Origin of the sequence: Cytobacillus solani, from assembly GCF_001420595.1 — a bacterium.
Lineage (GTDB): Bacteria > Bacillota > Bacilli > Bacillales > Cytobacillaceae > Cytobacillus > Cytobacillus solani.
Window position 1 is genome coordinate 1,105,529 of sequence record NZ_LJIX01000006.1, and the last position, 23,528, is coordinate 1,129,056.

Here is a 23,528-nt window from a genome sequence, read left to right on the forward strand (position 1 = left end):
TGGGGATTATATGGAGAATTTGATTCAGAGCTTAGAAGCATCACTACATAAGGGCTTTATAGATAAACAGCTTAATAAATCTGGGAGATATAAACCGAAGCTATTAGTAAATAATTTAAAGAAAAATGAAAACGTTTTATCGACATTGATAGAAGAACTTGATCAAAGCAAGTCCTTTATTTTTTCTGTTGCATTTATAACGGAAAGTGGCCTTGCAACACTTAAATCACATTTTCTTGATCTTGATCGAAAAGGGGCAAAAGGGCGGATATTAACATCTACCTTTTTACATTTTAATCAGCCGAAAGTTTTTCGGGAATTGATGAAGATCAAAAATGTAGAAGTGAGATTAACAGATTTAAAGGGTTTTCACTCGAAAGGCTACATTTTTGACCATGATACCCATTACTCACTGATTGTCGGAAGCTCTAATTTAACAGCACATGCCTTGAAGGTTAATTATGAATGGAATGTAAAATTAACCTCACTTGAAAATGGGGAGATCGTTCATCACTTCAAGAGTCAGTTTGAAGAGGTGTGGGATCAGGCTAGAGCTTTAACAGAGGAATGGATTGAGGAATACGAAAAGACCTATTCTCAAGTAGCAGAAACAAAAGATTTTGATCAGGTAGTAGAATTACCTACCCAATATCAGACAAACACCATTGAGGATGCATTAAAGATTGTCCCTAATAAGATGCAGCAAGCTGCGCTGGAACAAATTGAAGCGGTCCGAGCAGCGGGCAAAGATAAGGGATTAATTATTTCGGCAACAGGGACAGGAAAGACCTATCTTTCTGCATTTGATGTTAGGCGTTTTGGACCTAAGCGCATGCTTTTTATTGTACATAGAGAGCAAATCTTATATAAAGCCAAGTCGGACTTTAAAAAGATTCTTGGTGGAATAGATGAAGACTTTGGAATTTTATCAGGCACCAATAAGCATACAAATGCGAAGTATTTATTTGCAACCATCCAAACCATTTCAAAAGAAGGAACATTAAGGGAGTTTGATCCGCAGGAATTTGATTATGTATTAATAGATGAAGTCCATAAAGCGGGTGCCGGGTCCTATCGAAGAGTGATTGATTATTTCAAACCGCAATTTTTTATGGGAATGACTGCCACGCCTGAACGAACTGATGACTTTAATATTTATGAACTGTTTGATTACAACATTGCTTATGAAATTCGATTACAGGAAGCGCTTGAGGAAGATATGCTTTCTCCTTTTCATTATTTCGGTGTGACGGACCTTGATATCAATGGAGAAAATGTGGATGATGCGAACATTTTAACGAAGCTTGTTAATGAGGAACGTGTGAATCATATTATCGATAAGGTTGACTATTATGGTTTTTCCGGTGAAACGGTTAAGGGGTTAATATTTTGCAGTCGGAAAAAAGAAGCGGAAGAGTTATCAATAGCATTGAATGAAAAAGGTTTACGAACAGTTGCGTTGACTGGTGATGATTCTCAAGAAGAAAGATCCTATCGAGTGAATCAATTAGAAAATGGTCAATTGGATTACATTTTAACAGTCGACATTTTTAATGAAGGGATTGATATCCCATGTATTAATCAGGTTGTCATGTTAAGACAGACTCAATCTAGTATTATATTCATTCAGCAGCTTGGTCGAGGGCTTCGTAAGCATGATTCAAAGGATTTTGTTACGATCATTGATTTTATTGGTAATTATAAAAATAACTATTTAATCCCGATTGCTTTATCAGGTGACCAATCACAAAACAAGGATAATATACGCCGGCATACGAAGGATACGAGCTATATAAAAGGTGTTTCAACGATCAACTTTGAAGAAGTCGCTAAAAAGCGGATCTTCAGTGCTATAAATAATAGTAATCTGACAACACTCAAAATCTTAAAGGATGCCTTTATTGAGGTGAAAAATAGACTTGGTCGAGTACCATACCTATATGATTTTGTCACTCAGCATTCAATCGATCCCGTTGTCATTGTTGATAAATATTCGAACTACTATCAATTTTTATTGAAAATGAAAGAAGAAGTACCAACGATTACAAACTATGAAAATCAGGTTTTGACAATGCTGTCGTTAGAGCTAGTAAATGGAAAGCGTAAGCACGAAATCGTATTGTTGGAATTATTAATGCAGCAAGGGAAGGTTGCACATGGGGAGTATATTAATCATTTAAACAAAGAAGGTTGCGTAGTAGACGAGGATACCATTGCATCAGTCAAAGGCATCTTTGATTTATCATTTTTTACCCAAGTCTTTAAGAAAAAATATGGGGATCAAGCAATTATTACTTTCAAGGAAAACTATTTTACGTTTAATGATTCGATCGGTGAAAGTCTAGTAAGAAATTATTATTTCAAAACAATGGTATTGGATATCTTATTAAGTGCAAAAGAAAAAAGTAAAAAATATGATTGTAAACAATCACTGACTTTGTATGAAAAATACTCAAGAAAAGACTCTTGTAAGCTATTGAATTGGCAAAATGACGAAAGCTCAACGATGTATGGATACAAAACCAAACATCATACTTGTCCGATATTTATTACCTACCATAAAAAAGATGAAATTGAATCGAGTGTAAATTATGGTGATGAGTTTCTCAGTCAGGATGTTCTTAAATGGTACACGCGTAGTAACAGAACTTTAAGCTCGGATGAGGTTCAAACGATCATTGATGCGGAAGAAAATCATATCGATCTCCATATCTTTGTCAAAAAAGATGACGATGAAGGCAGCGACTTCTATTACCTAGGTAAAGCAAAGCCTGATAAGGGTACTGTTCAGCAGGATGTGATGAAGGATGGCAAGCCGGTGGTTCATATGAATATGATTATGGAGCAGTCAATTGATAACAAATTTTATCATTATATTATTGAAGGTAGTGAGGATGTAGAATAATTAGGAGTTCCTGAGCCCTCAGCTTCTCGAGGGTTCAGGAATCTTTAACTATTCCAAGTGAAGTTTAACTTGCAAAATATTGTAAAGAGTGCCTGTATAAAAGAGAGGAAGAATCTCAAATGCCAACATACAACAAACTAGTCCGAGATAGAATCCCAGAAATTATCGAAAAAAACGGAAAAAAATTCTCAACGAAAATACTAGATAACACCGAATACATAAAGGAACTCAAGAAGAAAAGCTTCGAGGAGCTTGAGGAGTACTTGAATACTACGAATAATGAAGCGGCAATTGAAGAATTAGCAGATGTTCTAGAAATCATCCACGCGCTTGCAGAGTATCATGGTACAACAATTGAAAAGCTTGAGGAGGTCCGTAAACAGAAAGCAGAAAAAAGGGGCAGTTTCCGTGAAAAAGTATATTTAATAGAGGTTAGTGAATAAAAAGACTACTAATATGAGCAGGTGTGGTATGAGTCATAAGCTTCAAATAGGAGAAATGAAAGCTGAATATTTAACAGATAAAGAAATATGGGCTCATTTTAATTTTATTTTTTCTACAAAGTAACGTAATTCGACTACTTATAAATATGTATTAATAAATATAAATTAGGTTCGAGGTTTTGCCCATAAGTATGAACTACTCTTCCGATTGAAACATCACTATTTAACTTTATTTCATATCGTTAGAAGTAATATATAGAAAGGAGACGTAAGTATGTATAAAACAAGACAAAATATACAAGCTACGTTAATTCCTTCAGAAATAGTTTTGAACCATAATTATGATCATGGCTTTCCTATCGATTATGGTAGAGCTATTATGCAAAATAAAATACTGATTTTTAGGGAATCAGTTGAGGAATCATTCGGGACTATAGAAAATAAGCAATTACAATTAAATAATATGGATGCGTTTATATTAAATATAATATTGGATTATTTAAAAAAGAATGAAAGAAATTTAGAAAAAAGAGAAATGTATATTTCTCTCCCGCAATTTTCTAGCTCATTCCCAATACTTTTAACATATCACCTTCTATTTAACGATTTAGCATACAGAATCAAACCAAATGAAAATGAATTTTCTAAATTTGAACGGAATGATGGAATATTATTAGTTTCTCATAATGTAGATTTATTACAACACGTGTGGTATTCATCTTTGAATGATATATCTCTTAGGGAATTTTTTCCAACATATATTGTGAAAGGGGAAAAATTTAGAGTATTCAATTTTAATACTGATGCAAAAACTTCTAATGTAATAAAAGACGATGGAACGCTTCCGTGGATTGGATTTTATCGAGCACATAGGAAGAAATTATTAGATAATTTAGAGAAGAAGCCAAGGGTAATAATACTAGATTTGATGCCTTTATACCATCGTAAAAGGGCGAATGAACTAATAAGATGGGCAAAAGAAAAAGCGGGACATGTAGTTATTTTATTGCCATCAAACGATATGAACCTAAAGTATGTTATTCAAAATTCTTCAATGCATTATGCAATTAATCAATCCACAGCGCCTATATTCGAAAATCTTTTACCCTTTACAATTAGCAATCTTTTATATCCGTCTTGGGGAACTTCGCATTCATTGAAGTATTTACAGCCAGTAGGTTTAAATTTTGAAATTAGAGAGTACGCCAAAGTTGATAAAAAATTAATTGTCTTATTAAAACAATATGAATCGGCCTTAAATGATTGTAAAAAAATGAATGGTATATTGCCTGATAAATATAGGAAGATTGATTCTTTAAAATTACACATGTGCAATTTAATTATTCCACTTTCGGAATATGAGAAAGAGAGAAGGCAAGAAAAGCTTTTTAATATATTTGATCAATATACCAATTATAAACGTATTCCGCCTCAGGATTCTGAAGAGTATAGCCTTGATGTCAATTTAGCACATCATTTATATAATGCCTTCGATGAGTTATATTATGCATTGTATGAAAGTAACTATTCGCAAAGAGGGAAATTATTATTAGATACACTTCAAAATAATCATTTTGAGAAAGGGTTAATACTTATTATTGATAAGTATGAAAAAAATTCAGTGGTATCTTATTTATCTAATTTTATAGATAGTAAGTACGAAGTATTAACCTATAAGGAATTTAACGAAATGCAGTTGAAAAATAATTATCCTGTCTATGATGCATTATTTTTAACTACCCCTTTTCCTAATAAATATTTATCGGGTTTTAATTTTACGAATTCTTCTATTAATCTTATTAGTATTTTTAATGATACTTATAAGTACTGTAAGCAAATTGATTCTATTTTTAATAATAAAAGGGATCTTAATAGCTTATTAAGAACATTTTCATTAAACCATAAGATAAATATAAAGGAAGCAGATTTGAGTAAAAGAGCATTAAAAATAAATATATCGAAACTTGGTGAATACGTCTTAAAAGAAGATGTTCAAGAAGTAGTAGAAGTAACAGATGAAATAAACCTAAATATTTTTGATGATTTCAGGTTATTAGAATTACTAAAATCTAACAGACAATATCACTTGAAAATTAATGATTTAAATGCAATGAGAAGTAAACAAGATAGAGCTTTATCTACAACCGCGCAATTAGTTGAATTAGAGGATATAGAAGGAAATAAAGAAAGACTATTTATTCCTCTTGAAGATTATATAAATGTTCAACGAGTTAATAAAAATATAATTGAGACTTTACCAATAAGTAAAGCTAAATTAGATGATTTATGGATAAGGGTTAATCATGATCAGAGAAAAGATCTTTTTCAAGAAATTCTAAATGTAGCTTCTTCAACAATTATTATGCGTTGGATCAGTGAGGGTTTAACAATTTGGAATGAAATACTAAATAGTGTATGGAAGAAATTTCATAGGGGGCAACGCTTTAAAAAAGAAATTTATGAAGTGATTAGGAAGGAGATTAATCTAAATGGTGGAAATGTTTCATCATATTATACTATTTCAAATTGGTTCAAAAATATTAATCTAGTAAGAGATGAAGAAAACTTGAAGGCTTTAATAAAAATTTCTAATAAGCCAGAATTTATAGATAGTATGCGGATTGTACTAAGTTCTATATCAGAGCTAAGAAGTATCCATATACAATTAGGAAGAGCTATCTCGAAAATAATAAATATTCAGTCTAAAAGGCTTTTGGACTATGAGGATATGGATGAATGGATAACTATCGGAGAAAATATTGTAATACCTACTGAAGATATTTCTTCATTAATAAATATTGCCAGAGTAGTTGATATTAATTCTGAAAATAGAGCTTTTATTCCTAATGAACTTATATATCAGAATATGAGTCAGGAAACGGCAAATGAAATTATTAAAACATTTACATACAAGGAGGAGAAAATAAATGTCGAATTTGTTACATAATCAGATTAATTTTATTGAGTATATGGAATCTGTACTTCGTAATGGATTATTAGGAACCGATACGTCATACGTTATTAATAATAAACCTACCTCTCTATTTTTTGGAGGGGTGCTTTTTCCTAATAGTGTTTTTAAAGATATTAATGAAGCTGAGAATGATGAAGATGATGATATGGATCCGGATATAAGGTTTACCAGCATATCAAAAAATGTAAGTATAGGTTTAGAATTTTTAATAAAGAATTTTGATGAAAATTTATCATGCTCAGTGGCAGGAGAATTTTCTTTTTTCTTAAGAGTGAAACCAACTTTTGAGGAACAGGAGGAATCTTTGAAATATTTGTTCTCTGAAAATAATCAAAATGAAGATGGTGAAAAAAATAAAATTAGTGAAAAATCAAAAGGACTTACGTTAGTTGAAAAATATAAAAAATTTACTTTTAAATATTCTGATATTAGAGTAAGTTTTATAAATGATCAAATGATTTTAAACTCTATATCATTTGAAAAGTGCAAGTCTGATTTTAATGGATTTTTGGAAAGTATTATAAAAGGAGATAAAGAAATTTTAATCCCAAAAGATGGTGTAGTGAATAAGGTTGGTGTAATAGAGCTACCTAAAATATTTGAATTGGAAGAATTCGATAATTTTTTGCATGAAATACAAGATACAGATTTGGTATTGCCTAATTATGATTTTGACCTAAAAGTTGAGCTATTAGATTTTATTGAGTTAAATAATGTAAAAAAAGTAGTGGTGTCTTTTGTGAATAAAAGTTCTTCAACAAGTACTATTATTCATCCTCTGGAATTTTTTGACTGTAGATTAAATGTTTCAATACCTATAAATTATCACGAGAAGTTTATCTTTGACGGCGTTCGTGAAAACTACTTGTTAGATAAACATTATGGAGTCAAAGGACTTAATTGTACAACTGATACTAATTTTGAAAATGGGATAGTATGCTTTAATACAGAAGCAATGCCACGCTATTTCCAAAAATTATATCGAACAAGAGAGGACTTAACAGTTGAGTTTGATACCTTGATAGAGCCTACATCAACAATTGAAAAATTGAATAGTATAGTTCTAAAAATGAAAAATTATGCAAATGAATGGGAAAGTTTTATTAATAATAACGGGGACCAAGATATTAGATTAACAACTCAAAATGAAATAGAACAATGTAGAAAATTACTCGATGAATTTAGAGAAGAAATACAATCATTTGAATTAGGTATATATGCTCTATCTAGAGATTCAAAATTATTACATTCTTTTAATTTAACAAATAAAGTATTTATTGAATCAAGCAAAGGTAAATATTCTGGGTGGCGATTATTTCAAATTGTTTTCATAATTAGAATGTTACCATCCTTGTATAATCGTGAAATGCAGAGTGAAGAACCCAGAAAGGCAGAAATCATTCATTCATCATTATATGCAGATGTATTATGGTTTCCAACCGGTGGTGGTAAAACAGAGGCATATTTAGGTACAATTCTTACCGCTTTGTTCTATGATCGTTTGAGAGGTAAATTAAGAGGTGTATCTGCATGGTTAAGATTCCCATTACGTATGTTGTCTAAAAATCAGTTAGATAGACTAGCACGTATTCTGATAATTGCAGAAAAATATAGACGCCATGATACACATATTAGTAATAGTGGAGTACCTTTTTCGATTGGTTTTTTTGCAGGTGGGAATAATACAGATAACTTTGTTAAAAAGAAGGAAAGAGATGCGGCTTTCTTAAATGACAAAACTAAAATGAATAAAATGTTGATTCATAAATGTCCAAGTTGTAACGAACCTGTTGAATTTTCATTTAATAATCGCCAATGGAGATATATGCATAAATGTATTAATCCAAATTGCTTTGTAACAAAAGAAATGAGTGGAAATATACCGATTTATATTACCGATTCAGAGGTATATCGATTTGTCCCAAGTGTGATATGTGGAACAGTTGATAAAATAGCAATAGCAGGAAGGTATAGAGAGTTTTCACAATTGTTTGGTCAAGCTCAAGGAAGATGTGATTCTCACGGGTATTTTTCTGATAATTGTATTGTGGGAATGCACGATGAGTATCAGTCATGTGACAAAAAAGCTTCTTCGAGTGATAGAGTAATAGCAAAAATTCGGAATGAATTTTATGATCCAATTCCAACATTATTTATTCAAGACGAATTACATTTATTGAAAGATGAATTAGGTTCGCTTTCTTCTCATTATGAAGGATATTTAATTGAATTGGCAAAAACATTTGGCAAATCGGAAGAACATTTGCCTAAAATTATTGCTGCGACAGCTACAATTGAAGCTTACGAAAAACATGTTAAACATTTATATTTAAGAAATCCTCGTAAGTACCCTTCTATGGGGTATAAACCAGGAGAGTCATTTTATGCAACATCTTCTCCTACAAATTATAGACGGCTTTATATCGGTTTACTACCACATTCAAAGTCTCAAGAGGAAGTAATTTCTAGGGCTGTGTATTTATATCAAAGTGAAATTCATAAAATGTATGTTGAACCGACTAAATATATTAATGCTATTGGTCTAAAAGGGATAAATAGTAACGATTTTTATTCATTAATTTCAAACTATGATTTAACTACAGTTTATGTCAATAACAAGGCTATGGGATTTGATATCAATAGACGTTTAGAAGAATTTGAAGATTTAAATTTGAATACTGAAATTCTAACAGGCGAAAATGATATGGAAAAAATTGTTGAGGTTATTGATCGGATTGAATCGGAAACTAAAGGGAGTTTAAATGATAAAATAAATGTGTTGAATGCAACTAGTTTAATAAGTCATGGAGTAGATTTAGAACGAATAAACAATTTCTTTATGGCTGGTATGCCTTCTAAACAAGCAGAATATATTCAAGCTTCAAGTCGTTCAGCTCGTACTCATGTGGGTTTGGTATTTGTTACATTCAAATCTACTAGTATAAAAGAGCGCTCTCAGTATCAATATTTTATTGAAAATCATAAGTTTTTAGATCAACTTGTAGATCCCGTTCCGATCAACAGAATGGCGACAAAAGCAATTGAAAGATCTCTACCAGGTATTTTATGTTGTTTACTGTTAGGTATTCATTCGCAAAATAATAAACTAATTTTAGATACTTGTGGAAAAGTGGATAAGTATATTTCTGAACAAGAGGCTGCTGGTCATTCAGCTCAAACAGAATTACTAGAACAACTCTACAGAATATACGGATGCGATAATTCAGATTTTCCACTTGCCACAAGAGAGAAAAATAAAAAAATTATTTCAACAATATTTCAAGATAAGATTGACTTTATTAGGAGTAGCCCAACAACAGCTAAAATTAAAAATGAAGCTATTCTGAATCCTATTACAAGCTTTAGAGATATTGAAGAAGGGTTACCTATTCAAGTGAATAGAAATACAGGGATAGTTTTACATTACAATAAATTTGCATCAAATAAAGGGGGGGACCAAAAGTGAGCACAGATTTTACACGCGGTAGAAGTCAAATAATGTTTAAATACTTACCAGGAGCTATATTTTTTAACGATGATAGATATTTTAAAGTTAGTCATTTAAACATGAGTAAAGTGAATTTTAATACCTCGAGAATAGAACATGAGATGAAAAAATTCATTTCAAATTGGACTAAGAACAATGAACTAAAGGTTTCACCGTTTCCGAGAAATGAAAATAATTATTATTTTGGAGAAATTCAAAGTGTAGAATATGAGTTGTTTCCATTAGTATTTTCGTGTGTATATTGTGGAAATGTACACGAATATTGGGATTTGGATTCATTGACTAAACAAAATCCGACTTTAACATGTGAGTTTTGCAACAAAAAAGCTAAAATAAAACAATTTCCATATGTAATGATACATGATAATGGAGATTTAAAGTCATTAAGAGTAGCTACTAATGCTGGAGCAAAATCATTTAAAGAGAAGTATGATGGTATAACGATGAATGATACAAGAAGCTTCAGGACGGCTACTTGGTACAACCGAAAAACTAACACAAATTTAGGTTCATTAGGTAGTAAAAGAACTGATTTACCGATTGTTGAAGGAATGAAGCCTTATATGGGTGGTAAACATGCTTCGGACGGTGATGTTTTTAAACCTGCCATTATTAATATCGTAAATTTGAAAAATGATGATTTGATATCTAGACAAGCAAACAATGATTTCTCGTATATACAAATAGGAGCATTGTTAGAATTATCAACAATTTCAAAAAGTCACTTTGCTCAAAACTTTAAAGTTCATGAATCTAGCAATTTAGCAACTAATTTATTAAATGCTTTACAAAATGAAGCGGAAAAAGCTGCCTTATTAAAGGCTCTCGGTAATATAGGTCAAACTCATCTTTTGGAAGATACTTCGATAAAAGATGAGTTGGAAACAAAACTATCCAATTTAGGTTTAAGTCTGGATGATGAATTGGTAATTAATGATAGACTTTTGCATGAGTATTTATATAGCATATATGAAAGTGAAGGGAAATCAATAGATGATAAGGTACAAGAAGCATCTGATGTAAGCGATTATCTGCAGAAAGATATATTAACTAGAGCGAAAAAAAAATTATCATTAATAGGAATTGAAAAAGCAAATCTTTTGGAGAAATTTCCAGTATTAACTGTATCTCCTGGTTTTACAAGAAGAAGTTCCAATAGAAAAGAGTCAATATTAAATCCGTATAAACAAAAAATACAAAATAATAACAGAACCGTAGTACCTGTTATGTTAAGTGAAAACGAATCTATTATATTTAAGTTAGATCCTTTAAGAATATTAGCATGGTTAAATATAAATGGTTTGCTATCTTTACCTAACAGTTCTTTGGAAAAATCAGATGCTGAATTATATTTATACATTACTTCTAAGATTGCAAGTTTTGAGCCTTCAGAGTTAGCAGAGTTTAATTTGGCAAATTATCAGACTGTAGATAATAAAGTAATTTCAGCAATGATTTTTCAATTATTGCATACACTTAGTCACATGATGTTAAATGCGGGTAAGTCAGTTATAGGATTAGATATAGACAGTCTAGCAGAATACATTTTCCCTTCTAGTTCAGCTTACGCGATTTATGTATCAAAATTGCAAGGTGGAGGGATGGGGAATTTAATCGCTGCTTTTGAAAATGATCTAGAAAGATGGATAAATACAACATTTGAACACACTCAACTTTGTTTATATGATCCAGTATGTAAAGACCATAAAGCCGCATGTCATGCATGTTCCTATTTAAAATTCTCATGTCAGCACTTTAATCGTGGTGTAAGTAGAGCCTTGTTGATTGGTGGACCTTTAGGAGATAAAAGTATTGTGGGATTTTTTAATAGCAATGTAAATGAAGAAATAAATAGAATAACAGGCGGTGTCTAAAGTTAAAGATCTATATAATTTTTTATTAAAATATAACTTGTATAATCATTTAGAGATGATTTCGAGTTCATTAGTATTTTTACAATCTTCATCTAATGGATTCTCTAAAGAACAGTGGATTGAATTAACAGGAAATATGATTAGAGAAGCTAAGGACTTAGCTTCTCCCCTTTTTTCTATTTTAGTGGATTTAGCTTATCTTACTACATCTGATGATGATATTTATTTCGCTAAAACGGAACTTATTACTGATGGTTTCAAACAGCTTAAATCATATATTGAATTAAGTGAGCAATTTACATCAAAAGAGAAAAGTAAATTATTATGGAACATGGATTATGAATTCAAAAATCAATTACCACAAACTTTAAGAGCCGAATTTAATGAATTAACTTCCTATTTAAAAAATATTATTTCAATAGCACAGAATCAAGTCATTTTTTGCGCCCCATATTTTTCAATAGCAGGAATCAAAGTTTTAGATAGTTCTATTCAAGCAGCTATAAAAAATAATCCTGAATTAAAGTTTACTTTTTTAGTAGATGCAGAAGAGCAAAGTATTAATCGAAATTTTATACATAATATTCATTTATATATTCCAAAAAATAATTATTCACTATATTTACCCACTGATAAAATAGACGATAATTTGATATTTCATTCAAAATTTTTAATTGTAGACGCTAAGGTTGGTTATCTTGGATCTGCTAATTTTAGTGATAGAGCTTTAAGAGGTCAATTTGAGCTGGGGGTTAAATTGTCAGAGAGTGATTGCCGCAGTTTAGAATTACTTGTAGGAAAATGGATTAAATTAAACTATCTAACCAAATTTTAATATAAGTAAAGTACTTTTGAAGGTTATCCTCTTTTTATATATAATAAAGATAGGTTTTATAGAAAGTAGGATAAATTATATGGCTATTTTTAAGGGTATTGAACCAAATCCCTATTTTACAACTGAATTAGGAGAAGCATACTTAGCAGATACTAAAGATTTACTTAAGTTTATTCCTGATGAAAGTATAGATTTAATAATGACATCCCCCCCATTCGCACTTGTAAGAAAAAAGAGTTATGGGAATGAAGATGAACAAGAGTATATTCAATGGTTTATTAAAAATTTTGCATATGAATTCAAACGAATTCTAAAGCCAACTGGGAGCTTAGTTATTGATATTGGAGGGGCATACAAACCTAAGAGACCTGTTCGGTCCTTATATCATTTTGAATTATTAACTGAACTTTGTAATGGAAATCCAGGATTTAATTTGGCACAAGAGTTTTATTGGTATAATCCATCTAAAATGCCCAGTCCTATACAGTGGGTCAATATTGAGAAAATACGAGTTAAAGATTCTGTTAATCCGGTATGGTGGTTGTCTAAAACAGATCGACCAAAATCAAATAATAAAAATGTCTTAGTTCCCTATAAGGCTAGTATGCGTCGGTTGTTGAAAAATGGATATAATAGTGGGCGACGTCCATCACAGCATGTTGTTTCAGAAAAATCATGGCAAAAAGATAACGGAGGTGCTATTCCTTCTAACTTTCTTGGTCATAATGGAGAAGCTGATTTTGCAAAGTATATTGATGAGGTATATGAAGAATATATGGGTAATTTTGAAGAATACCTATTACAAAGATTGTCAGAAAATTTCTCCGACAATGTTTTAGAAATTGCTAATACTTCATCATCAGATCGTTATCTAACAGCATGCAAGCAATTAGGTTTAAAAACGCATCCAGCCAGATTCCCATTAGTTTTACCTGAATTCTTTATAAAATTTTTAACAGATGAAAATGACATTGTTTTCGATCCTTTTGGTGGAAGTTGTGTTACTGCTGAAGTGGCAGAAAAACTTAATCGAAGATGGATTGCTTCTGAAATTACAGAAGAATATTTAAAGGGAGCAAAATATAGGTTTTTCGATTTAGAAGAAAAATTAAGTGAACAGAGTAAATAATAGAAGAGTTTTTAATTATTGTCCCCATAAGCAATTTTTAAAAACCTAGTCAAAACCCACGGTTACTGTTTTGGAAAATGACTGAAAAATCCCTTAGAACCGCGCCGAAACAACATATTTTAGTGAAGCGGGTTAGACCTCGCTGTAACTTACATGGGAAATCATACGATTTTATCAACGTCAAAATCCTTTATACAAGGGTTTTGGCGTTTTCTTTATCATAAGGTTTCGAATAATTTTAAAATAGTTAAAACTTCGGCACCAAATAATCATTAGTACTTTCAAATCTTTCAATTGTTTCTATCTTTACATGTACGTATGTTAGCTCGCCAAATAAATCCGTCTGACTGAAAACATCAATAAAGTATGCTCACCGAATTTCTTAATCCAATATTCCGGATTATGAAGGGGGAGGAAATATAGTTGAAGTAGGTTCTTAAGTTTCTGAAAATCTTATGGTAAACGTGAATTACATTTGCGTGAGAAAGGTACTTTGCAAGAAATTGTAAAAATATCCTCAGAATATGTAGTTTGCATAACTGAAATTATAGATTACTATACTGCAATACTATTTTATATAAATCCAATCATAGTTGTATGAGTGGTTTGTATATAAGTATTAAAATTAAGACCAAATGATGTTTTATTAGCTTATGTGTTCGGTATGCGAATGAAAGATGATTATATGCAAAACGGCCAATTGAAAGCTGGTTGCAATGCAAATAGCAACGGAAGGTCGATATTCGCTTGCTTATAGTATACTTTAAACCCAACATATACACGTACGTTAATTCCGTTTCTAGATGAAATCGAGCAGCATTATTTCGAGATACCGAAACATTTTTGTCGCAGATGCAGGTGATGGGAGTGAACAAAACTATAATGATGTCGTTTCGAACAGAAAACGAGAAGGACTTATTACGTATAACCTGTATTTAAAGGAACAAAAGAAAAAGTATAACCAACACACATTTAGTTCAGATAACTAACAGTATGATTGAATAAACAGATACATACACATGTCCTAATCAGAAACATCTTAAATTTCAATATCATTCTATCCGTAATGACCGGACAGGCTGCCAACGGAAGTTCAAAATCTACAAGTGCGAAGACTGTTCGAGGTGTCCATTCCGTTCATCATGTACAATAGCAAAAGAAGGCAACAATCGAAAACTAATGGTCAATTAAAAATTCGAACAACAAATAGAATATGTAAAAGCGAAGCTTTCAGAAGAGAAAATGAGTGCCATCTTTCGAAAACGCTAAATCGATGCGGAACCATTTTTGGGGGTTTTTGAAGGCTAATTTGCGTTTCACCCGATTTTCTGTACGAGGAAGATCGAATGTAGAAAACGAAATGGCATCGCATTAGTGGCAGAGAATTACGAAAATTCACTGCTAACAACTAAGGTAATAGAAGATTTATACACGAAATAGAAAAAGGTGAATTTGAGTACGCTCAAGTTCACCTTTTTCCCTATTTGATGCTAGTTATTTCCCAGCCTCGTTTTTATTAATATGATAGTCATTTAATCCTGTTAGATTTAAAGTTTAAACCTAGAAATCAGTGTATTTAATTCTTCTGCCATAGAAGCAAGAGATTTGGCTGATACGGTAATATCCTCCATTGTCGCTAACTGTTCCTCCGATGATGCGGCTACTTCTTCTGACATCGCTGCATTTCCTTGTGCGATTGTAGACATCTCATTCGCTGTGGAAGTAATTTCTTGAAAAGCTGCTGACATTTGTTGGGCAGTTGCTGAGATATCCTCCATTTGTGGAGTAACTTCTTTTGTACTTTGAAGAATGAGATTAAATTTCTCAATCGCTTCATGGGATACTTCTACGCCTGTCTGGACATCATTTGTCACACGAGCCATGATTTGAACAGAGCTTTCTGTATCGCTTTGAATTCCTTGGATAATCTCATGGATTTGTCCTGCAGAGCTTTGGGATTGTTCCGCAAGTTTTCGCACTTCATCCGCAACAACTGCAAATCCCTTTCCATGCTCCCCAGCCCTTGCTGCTTCTATTGCTGCGTTTAAAGCAAGAAGATTGGTTTGTTCCGAAATTCCTGTAATTACATCCAAAATGGACCTGACCTCTTTAGAACGTTCATGCAAAGATGTAATCATTTTATTTGATTCTTTTACCGAGTCATGAATAGAATTCATTTGAGCTACCGTATTCGTGACTGCCTGTCCTCCCATTTCTGCTTGAACAGTTGTATGATTAGCAAGTTCGGAAACCTTCATCGAATGGGATGCAATAAGAACGGCATTTTCAGAGGCTTCGGCTAATACTTTTGCAATTTGTTCGACTCCATCTGTTTGTTTTTCCGCACTGCTCGCAACCTCTTGAATCGAAGCAGCTACCTGTTCTGTAGCATTTGCTGTTTGTTCCGCACTTGCAGTCAGTTCTTCTGCAGAAGCTGAAACCTGTTCAGCATGCTGTTCAACTTCCTGAACTAAGATACTGAGACTTTCCTGCATATCATTAAACGCATTTCCTAATTGACCAATCTCATCATTGGATTGAACAACAACATTTTTTGTTAAATCACCTTTACTAATGATGATTGCCGTTTCTTTTAACTCCTTGATCGGTTTAATGATGGATTTTATGATAAATAAAACAAGTAACGCACCGATTACCCAAGCAATTGCGATGACTACTATTGTTTTTTGAAAAATGGGTGCAGCTGCAGCACTAATCTCTGAAGAATAAAAACTTCCACCAATTTTCCATCCTGTCATATCGTTGGTCACAAATTTCATTACTTGCTTTTTACCATCCAACTCATAGTCAAACTGATCTTCTTCTGACTCAAACATTTCATTGTAAAAGCTTTCTTTCGCTTCATCTCCAGCGCTATTTGTCGGGTGAGCAATGAACTTTTTATTTTCATCTAGAATAAGCGCATATCCCTCTTCACCAACCTTAACTTGGTTTGCAAGCTCTTGTGGGTAACTTAAATGGATATCAACAGCCACAACACCTGATCCATCTTTTGTCGTTTTAGATATTGTTACAACCATATCCCCTGTACTTGCAGAAATGTAAGGAGCGGATAAAACTACCTCACCCTTTTTCTCAATCGCTTCTTTAAACCAATCTCTTTTTCTTGGATCATAGTCATCGGGCATATTTACTTTCGGTTCCCGTACAAACAATCCCTCATTCGTCCCAACGTAGATGCTTAGAGCTTCTGGGTGCAATTGTACATACTGATTTAATTTTTTGCATATTTCGGGACTGCTTTCCCCTTCAAACAATTGTGAGGTTACCGTTTCTGACATAAACTTAATATCATGAACCTTAGGCTGTATGGTGTTATCAATGGTAAGATTTAATATATCAAGATTCTCCCCAATTCCATCTAACACCTGATGTTCAACTGCATTTTTGGCAGTAATATAAGCGAATGAACCAATACTAATGGCAGGAACAATCAGTATGAGAGCAAAAGCTGCGATTAGTTTCGTTTTTATATTTCTAAAGATGTTTTTCATTATAAGGCCTCTTTTCCATTTTTTATTCTTATCTCGAAAAAAGTATAAAATACAATAAACCTATCAACGCTTTTGCATTGAAATAGTCACTATTGAAAGTGGCTATTTCATCTATTGTCACAAATGGTTTTGTTTTAGAATTCCTATGTATTCTTTTAGATGATTGATTTCTTTGATACCTCACTTTATCAATTTCGTCCATGCACTTTCTTGCCTATTTTCAAAAACATTTATCGATTAAGCTGCCGACCTATACGATAGTTTGGAAAATCTTGATGAAACAACTATCGCTGCCATTTCTGAATTCCATATACAATCTGGTGAAATAGCTCTCTTTTTTAAAAATAAAAAACTATTCTCGTATAGTGAATAGCCAATGGATTTTAATTTAATAATGATCAAAAATTTGGTGCCGAGCACTTGAGATATTTGCCTACAAGGCAGTTGCTTAACTCTAATGTTGTATAATAGAATTATTTATACAAAGTTCTTTTATCTTGTAATTATATAGGTATAATTAACCAACTGTAAAAGTATAAACCGGTTTTCCTGATTTATCAACAAGTTTCAACAAACTCCTCTAAATATATACTTATCTAGTTACTTATGTAGAGAGACATATTCAGTTAGTAAATTGTCATGTAGATTCTCCTCAAATGTGATCTGTAGTCAACTTGACCTTAAGAATTATGTCCAACTCAGTGAAGCATATCCAAGTTAACTAAACTTCATCTATAATAAAAATAAGCACCTATTCTTAGATGATGATTTCAGAGTCATCTTTTTTTATTTTAGCTTTCCTAAAAAAACAAAGTGTGTTTAGAATTAATATTAGAAAAGTAATTCAAATAGGTATTATGCTGATTATCAATACAGCAAATGCTCATAAAGACGCTGGTATTGGAATGATTGGAGCGGGTATGACGAATCCTCCAGTAAAGGTATTTAAAAAAGCACTGCTTGCTTTAAATGAAAACATAAATGAATAAAAACAATTTGGGATGCACGTGTATCTTTCATTCTAGAAAGATTTACGAGCTTCCTGCATTTTGAAAAATAATAAGGGAGATAGAACATATGCATGATCAAACCTTACACGAGAATCTAATTATTGCTAGCAAAAGTGGAAATGCAGCAGAAGTAGAACGGCTTTTACAAGAAGGGGCACGTGTTGATTATAAAGATGTGAATGGAAGTACAGCATTAATGGCTGCCACACAAAAAAATCAAATTTCTGTAGTTAAGCTTTTATTAGAAGCTGGAAGTGATGTGAATACAAGAGATATTACCCAGTTAACTCCGTTTATTTGCTCTGGTGCAAACGGATTTCACGAAATCTTAAGCTTGATGCTCGAGTATGGTGCTGATCTCAATAGTGTCAATCGATTTGGTGGCACTGCCTTGCTGCCCTCTAGTGAAAAAGGATATTTGAAAACCGTTCAAGTTTGCTTAGATGCTGGCGTCCCAGTTAATCATGTGAATGATTTGGGCTGGTCCGCTTTATTAGAGGCAGTTATCTTAGGGAATGGCGGACGATTATATTCTGATGTGATCCAGCTTCTAGTCGAAGCTGGTGCAGATATAAATCTTGAGGATAGAGATGGGAAGTCATCCCTTCAGCATGCAGAAGAGCTCAATCAGCAAAAGGTCGTAAAGATCCTTACTAAAGAGTATGTTGAAAAGAATGCGAGCATCCAGCAAGCGAAAACGCTTTATAAAGAAAATAAATATGTGGAAGCGATCACGATCCTTAGTGAAGCACTTGAAGCGGATCGTGAAAATCTAGATTTGTACTTTTATAAAGGATATGTATTACAAGAACTAAAGAGATATGAAGAAGCTCTTGAACAATACAAATTCGCATTACAAATAGATTCCACTGATCTAGACTTTTATTTCTATACAGCGAATTGCTTACGGCTCATGAATCTGCAGAATGAAGCACTTGCTGAATACGATAAAGCTTGTACCCTTGATCCGAATCAGACTTTTTACCGTTATCATAAATCAAATTATTTAAGAGAACTGGGCAGACACGAGGAAGCTGTCATGGAGATGGATAAGCTTTTGGCTCTCCAGCCGCATCGGTACGACTTTTCATTCCATAAAGCTAACAGTCTTAGATCTTTAGGGAGACATGAAGAGGCGATTGAAGCAATTGAACATGCGATCAAACATGATCCGACTAATCCTTTATATCATTTACACAAAGAGCAGTCGGTCAAATTATTAGGAAGAAAGTAGACGATTAATTAGAAGGGATACCAGACAGCTCATTGCTTAAAGTAAAGAGAATGGTTTAGATTCAGTTTAAGACCCTTATGAGTCAGTGTATGAACCTACGGTAAACATCGCAGATTGAAATTCAAGCCATCTTTGTTAAACGGAGAGAAGTAATTTCAGTTTTTATACATATTTGATCCGGCCCTATGAATCTAGTGCCGGATTTTACTTTTTTATTGCTGGTCTCAGTTCATTGATCGAAGCAGTATGTGGGATATCGATATCCGGTTTCATGCTTCACAATAAAACACACTTCCCATTGGAATGATTATACGATAATAGTATGATGAAGCTTGTATAATATAAGAATTAGAATCTATTAACGATAAGATAGGAGATATCTGTATGGATAGCAAGGAAAGATATCAGATACTTTTTGATAAAATCAATCAATATAACGCAGGGGATAAGGGAATTACAAGAGTTGCGTATACAAATGAAGAACAGTCATGTACACACGCTTTTATGCGTATGTGTAAAGCAGAGGGATTAGACATTCGGATGGATCCGTGTGGAAACGTGATTGCGAGAAGAGAAGGAAGAATAAAAGGTCTTCCGCCTGTGTTAATGGGATCCCATCTGGATACGGTTTATCAAGGGGGGAAGTACGATGGAGCAGTCGGTGTGACTGCTGCATTGGAAGTGGTTAAACGACTTAATGAAAAAGGCATTGAAACAGATCATCCCATTGAGGTTATTGCATTTGCTTGTGAGGAGTCTTCTAGATTTGGTGTATCAACCGTAGGAAGCAAAGCAATGGCTGGTCTATTTGATAAGGATAAAGTGAGAGATTTAAAAGATCGTGATGGAATCACATTGGAGGAGGCTCTATCCTTTTGCGCGCTTGATATTGATAGTATTGAATATGCGAATAGGAAAGATGAAAAAATCAAGGCTTTTTTAGAATTGCATGTAGAACAAGGTCCGGTACTGGAGGGCAATCATAAAAAGATCGGGATTGTTACCGGAATAGCGGCCCCGGTTAGGTTTTCTATAAAAATAATTGGAACCCCTTCACATTCTGGGACAACGCCAATGAATATGAGAAAAGATGCTCTTCTTGGTGCCTCCGAAATCGCGCTGGAACTTGAGAAAATAGCGGTAAATGAACAAGATTATGGAACGGTTGCTACTGTTGGTGTGGTCGATATTCCTTCTGGTGCAATGAACGTGGTACCAGGTGAAGTAGAAATCAAAGTGGACATTCGATCAACTTCAATAGATTCAAGACAGAGGGTGTTAGACCATCTATTCCAAACCATTCAAACAGTGGAAAAGAAAAGAAAACTCGAGATTATTAGTAAGGAAATTATTTCTGAAGAACCAGTATTACTATCCAAAGAAATAACTGATATGACGCAAGCCATTTGTGAGAGTAAAGGTCTTTCATACCAGGTAATGGCAAGTGGAGCTGGTCATGATGCGATGAACATGACAAAGCTATGCCCCACAGGTCTTATTTTTGTCCCATCAGTAAATGGTCTCAGCCATCATCCTGATGAATTCACCGAACTTGATGATATTCTATTGGGGATTGATGTATTGGAGGAGGCAGTGCTTCAACTTGCAGTGATAGATTCTGTCATTTCCTAGTGAATTTTGATCGAAGTAGGGTAAATGTCACAGAAGTGGGTAGCGGGAATAATTGAGATTGTCATCCTGCTACTTGTACGATAACTAGTACTCTGTGATGTTTCTATTCCATAAAATGTTCAAAAAAATATGGTAAAATTATACTCTTTAGCTGTCATAATAAAAGTAATTATTATTTTTTCTACTTTGATAGACAGCTAGGAGGTTTAAAAATGCAAGAAAAGATTCCAATTGGGAAAATGGCGAAGCTAAACAATATTACGATTCAAACCTTACATCATTATGATAAAATCGGTCTACTGTCACCATGCTATATTGATCCAGAAACAAATTATCGTTTTTACAGTATTAAGCAATGCGCATGTCTTGATTTTATAAAGTATTTAAAGAATATGGGTTTTACACTGCAAGAAATGAAAGGAGTTTTTGCAGAAAAAGATGCAGATTCAATTCCAAAGCTTCTTGATGAACAAATTCAATTGATTGATCAAAAAATGAATGAGCTTGCACAAGTGAAAAAAACGCTAAAGGTAGCAGCCGAAAACTATAGGACATATAGGCAAATCCCGAAAATGGGTGTAGTTGAGAGGGGATATCTTCCAGAACGAATCATTTATTGCTATGACGGTAAAAGAGATATTTATGAAGATCAGTTAGAAACATATGAATATATATTGAGGGAGCTAAGGGATCTAGCCCTTATTCATCAGTTCCCAACCTCGTATTTTTGTAATGTAGGCTCGATTACTCGTATGGAAAGCATTAAACAACGGAAGCTAACGTCCACAGAGATTTTCATGTTTATTGATGCAACTTGTTCCGACGTAAAGGGAATAGAGCGTCTGCCTGCACATGAATATGTATCGATTTACTGTGATCACTTTTCGCAGGAGAAAGAGTATGCCTTTAAATTAATCGATTATATAGTGGAAAATCAGCTTGAAATTGCTGGAGATTATATTTGCGAAGTTATTGTGGAATTGCCGTGCTGGACACAGTATGAACGCCAGATGATTATGAAACTGCAAATTCCTGTGAAAAAAAAATCAAATAGTGCTTGACCTTATTGTAACAATAAGGTTTACGATAAAACTATAGAAATTCTCTTACATGTATAACAACATGTGAAATACTGAGCAAACCAAGGGGGAATAAGTGATGTTAGAAAAAGTTCGCGTTATTCAATATGGTTGTGGAAAAATGGGTATGGTTAGCTTGCGTTATTTATATGAAAAAGGTGCAGAAATTGTTGGAGCAATTGATTCGAATCCAGCTATTATCGGTAAGGATGTGGGTGAAGTTGCTGGATTAGATGTTAAACTAAATATCCCTATTAGAAGTAATGCTGAGGAAGTATTTAAAGAAACGGATGCTGATGTTTGTATTATTATGACGAAGAGCTTAATGACAGACACAGTTGATGCATTTGAATTGGCTGCTCGTCACGGCGTAAATGCAATCACTACTTGTGAAGAAGCCTTTTATCCATGGACAACTTCACCCGAAATAACGAATCGTTTAGACCGCTTAGCAAAAGATCATCATTGTACATTAACAGGGTCTGGCTATCAGGATGTATTCTGGGGGAACTTAATCACAACTGTAGCTGGTGCTACACATAATATTATTCGCATTGAAGGAAAATCCAGCTATAATGTTGAGCATTACGGAATTGCTCTCGCCGAGGTGCATGGAGCAGGTTTATCATTAGAAGAATTTGAGGAAAAAATTGCTAGCAATAATGATCTTCCATCTTTTATGAGAAATTCAAATGAATGGCTATGTTCCCAATTTGGCTGGACGATTAAATCTCAGAATCAGAAATTAGTGCCAATGACACATAACGAAGATTTATATTCAGAAACATTAGGAAAAACAATTCCTGCTGGACACGCAACAGGAATGTCAGCTGTTGTGACTACTGTAACCCATCAAGGACCGGTGATTGTAAGCGAATGTATCGGCAAAGTGTATGCTGAAGGTGAAACGGATTGTAATGATTGGGTCATTCAAGGAGAGCCAGAAACAGTGGTGAAAATTTCAAATCCAGCAACAGTCGAATTAACCTGCGCAACAGTTGTGAATCGAATCCCAGATTTATTAAAAGCTGCTCCGGGCTTCTATACAACTGAAAAAATGCCAGTGGCAAGCTATCGCACCTATCCACTTCATTTTTATTAAGATTAGTTTTGCAGACACTAGATTAATAGATATGAAAAACTAAGGAGAGTTGTTCATTTATTGAATAGCACTCCTTTTTGTCATCCATCATTTTATTCATAGATAACACCTACCATACTTTAAACCGGATAATAGCGTAGAAATCTTATGTGAAAGTCCCCTCAATTAAAACGCTTCTTTTAAAACCTGTCCCTATAGAAACTTAATATCCTCTAACTATTGACCTTTACGCTGCGTAATCCTTTATAGTGGCAATTGTATCGTCAAACTTTGACGAAATGCATGAGT

At 33.3% G+C, this 23,528-nt stretch carries 13 protein-coding genes and 1 pseudogene; 13 read left to right on the top strand and 1 reads right to left on the bottom strand.

Annotated elements, in window-relative coordinates; translation table 11 throughout:
• The first annotated feature begins 10 nt into the window (after positions 1 to 10).
• From AN957_RS07320 to AN957_RS26735, 8 genes and pseudogenes are all read left to right on the top strand, one after another.
• The gene (locus tag AN957_RS07320; RefSeq protein WP_056687107.1) at positions 11 to 2,905 is read left to right on the top strand and encodes a DEAD/DEAH box helicase; all 2,895 of its coding nucleotides are present in this window, start codon (positions 11 to 13) and stop codon (positions 2,903 to 2,905) included.
• Positions 2,906 to 3,024: 119 nt separating this feature from the next.
• Positions 3,025 to 3,348, top strand: coding sequence for a nucleoside triphosphate pyrophosphohydrolase (locus AN957_RS07325; RefSeq protein ID WP_056683192.1), 324 nt, complete (start codon positions 3,025 to 3,027; stop codon positions 3,346 to 3,348).
• Between the two features lie 274 nt (positions 3,349 to 3,622).
• Positions 3,623 to 6,295, top strand: coding sequence for a DrmE family protein (locus AN957_RS07330; RefSeq protein WP_056683195.1), 2,673 nt, complete (start codon positions 3,623 to 3,625; stop codon positions 6,293 to 6,295).
• Positions 6,276 to 9,788, top strand: a complete 3,513-nt coding sequence (locus tag AN957_RS07335; RefSeq protein ID WP_056683198.1) for a DEAD/DEAH box helicase — start codon at positions 6,276 to 6,278, stop codon at positions 9,786 to 9,788. The genes AN957_RS07330 and AN957_RS07335 overlap by 20 nt, the downstream gene beginning before the upstream one ends.
• Positions 9,785 to 11,704 (top strand): DUF1998 domain-containing protein, encoded by a 1,920-nt coding sequence (locus AN957_RS07340; RefSeq protein WP_082446502.1) that lies wholly within the window; start codon positions 9,785 to 9,787, stop codon positions 11,702 to 11,704. The genes AN957_RS07335 and AN957_RS07340 overlap by 4 nt, the downstream gene beginning before the upstream one ends.
• Positions 11,697 to 12,539: a phospholipase D-like domain-containing protein gene (locus AN957_RS07345; protein ID WP_056683201.1), complete on the top strand. Its 843-nt coding sequence runs from the start codon at positions 11,697 to 11,699 to the stop codon at positions 12,537 to 12,539. The genes AN957_RS07340 and AN957_RS07345 overlap by 8 nt, the downstream gene beginning before the upstream one ends.
• A gap of 79 nt (positions 12,540 to 12,618) precedes the next feature.
• Entirely contained in the window at positions 12,619 to 13,668 is a 1,050-nt protein-coding gene (locus tag AN957_RS07350) for a DNA-methyltransferase (RefSeq protein WP_056683204.1), read from the top strand.
• A 664-nt stretch (positions 13,669 to 14,332) separates the two neighbouring features.
• Positions 14,333 to 15,043 (top strand): annotated as a pseudogene (locus AN957_RS26735) (transposase); the annotation flags it as partial.
• A gap of 172 nt (positions 15,044 to 15,215) precedes the next feature.
• On the opposite strand, the gene AN957_RS07355 reads toward AN957_RS26735, so the two are convergent.
• Positions 15,216 to 17,183 (bottom strand): methyl-accepting chemotaxis protein, encoded by a 1,968-nt coding sequence (locus AN957_RS07355; protein WP_056683207.1) that lies wholly within the window; start codon positions 17,181 to 17,183, stop codon positions 15,216 to 15,218.
• Between the two features lie 761 nt (positions 17,184 to 17,944).
• On the opposite strand from AN957_RS07355, the gene AN957_RS07360 reads away from it, so the two are divergent.
• The 5 genes from AN957_RS07360 (at position 17,945) to AN957_RS07380 (ending at position 23,240) form a co-directional block, all read left to right on the top strand.
• The gene (locus AN957_RS07360) at positions 17,945 to 18,172 is read left to right on the top strand and encodes a hypothetical protein (protein WP_156341125.1); all 228 of its coding nucleotides are present in this window, start codon (positions 17,945 to 17,947) and stop codon (positions 18,170 to 18,172) included.
• 88 nt (positions 18,173 to 18,260) lie between these two features.
• A complete protein-coding gene (locus tag AN957_RS07365; protein WP_056683213.1) occupies positions 18,261 to 19,427 on the top strand; it encodes an ankyrin repeat domain-containing protein in 1,167 nt (388 codons plus the stop codon).
• A 384-nt stretch (positions 19,428 to 19,811) separates the two neighbouring features.
• On the top strand, positions 19,812 to 21,059 hold the full coding sequence (locus AN957_RS07370) for a Zn-dependent hydrolase (protein WP_056683216.1): 1,248 nt from the start codon (positions 19,812 to 19,814) through the stop codon (positions 21,057 to 21,059).
• Between the two features lie 212 nt (positions 21,060 to 21,271).
• A complete protein-coding gene (locus AN957_RS07375; RefSeq protein ID WP_056683219.1) occupies positions 21,272 to 22,120 on the top strand; it encodes a MerR family transcriptional regulator in 849 nt (282 codons plus the stop codon).
• Positions 22,121 to 22,217: 97 nt separating this feature from the next.
• The gene (locus AN957_RS07380) at positions 22,218 to 23,240 is read left to right on the top strand and encodes an NAD(P)H-dependent amine dehydrogenase family protein (protein WP_056683222.1); all 1,023 of its coding nucleotides are present in this window, start codon (positions 22,218 to 22,220) and stop codon (positions 23,238 to 23,240) included.
• Positions 23,241 to 23,528: the final 288 nt, after the last annotated feature.

Coding starts and splice junctions, on each gene's coding strand:
- AN957_RS07380 (WP_056683222.1), top strand. CDS start 22,218: ATGTTAGAAAAAGTTCGCGTTATTCAATATGGTTGTGGAAAAATGGGT.
- AN957_RS07360 (WP_156341125.1), top strand. CDS start 17,945: ATGATGATTTCAGAGTCATCTTTTTTTATTTTAGCTTTCCTAAAAAAA.
- AN957_RS07370 (WP_056683216.1), top strand. CDS start 19,812: ATGGATAGCAAGGAAAGATATCAGATACTTTTTGATAAAATCAATCAA.
- AN957_RS07375 (WP_056683219.1), top strand. CDS start 21,272: ATGCAAGAAAAGATTCCAATTGGGAAAATGGCGAAGCTAAACAATATT.
- AN957_RS07355 (WP_056683207.1), bottom strand. CDS start 17,183: ATGAAAAACATCTTTAGAAATATAAAAACGAAACTAATCGCAGCTTTT.
- AN957_RS07325 (WP_056683192.1), top strand. CDS start 3,025: ATGCCAACATACAACAAACTAGTCCGAGATAGAATCCCAGAAATTATC.
- AN957_RS07350 (WP_056683204.1), top strand. CDS start 12,619: ATGGCTATTTTTAAGGGTATTGAACCAAATCCCTATTTTACAACTGAA.
- AN957_RS07330 (WP_056683195.1), top strand. CDS start 3,623: ATGTATAAAACAAGACAAAATATACAAGCTACGTTAATTCCTTCAGAA.
- AN957_RS07365 (WP_056683213.1), top strand. CDS start 18,261: ATGCATGATCAAACCTTACACGAGAATCTAATTATTGCTAGCAAAAGT.
- AN957_RS07335 (WP_056683198.1), top strand. CDS start 6,276: ATGTCGAATTTGTTACATAATCAGATTAATTTTATTGAGTATATGGAA.
- AN957_RS07320 (WP_056687107.1), top strand. CDS start 11: ATGGAGAATTTGATTCAGAGCTTAGAAGCATCACTACATAAGGGCTTT.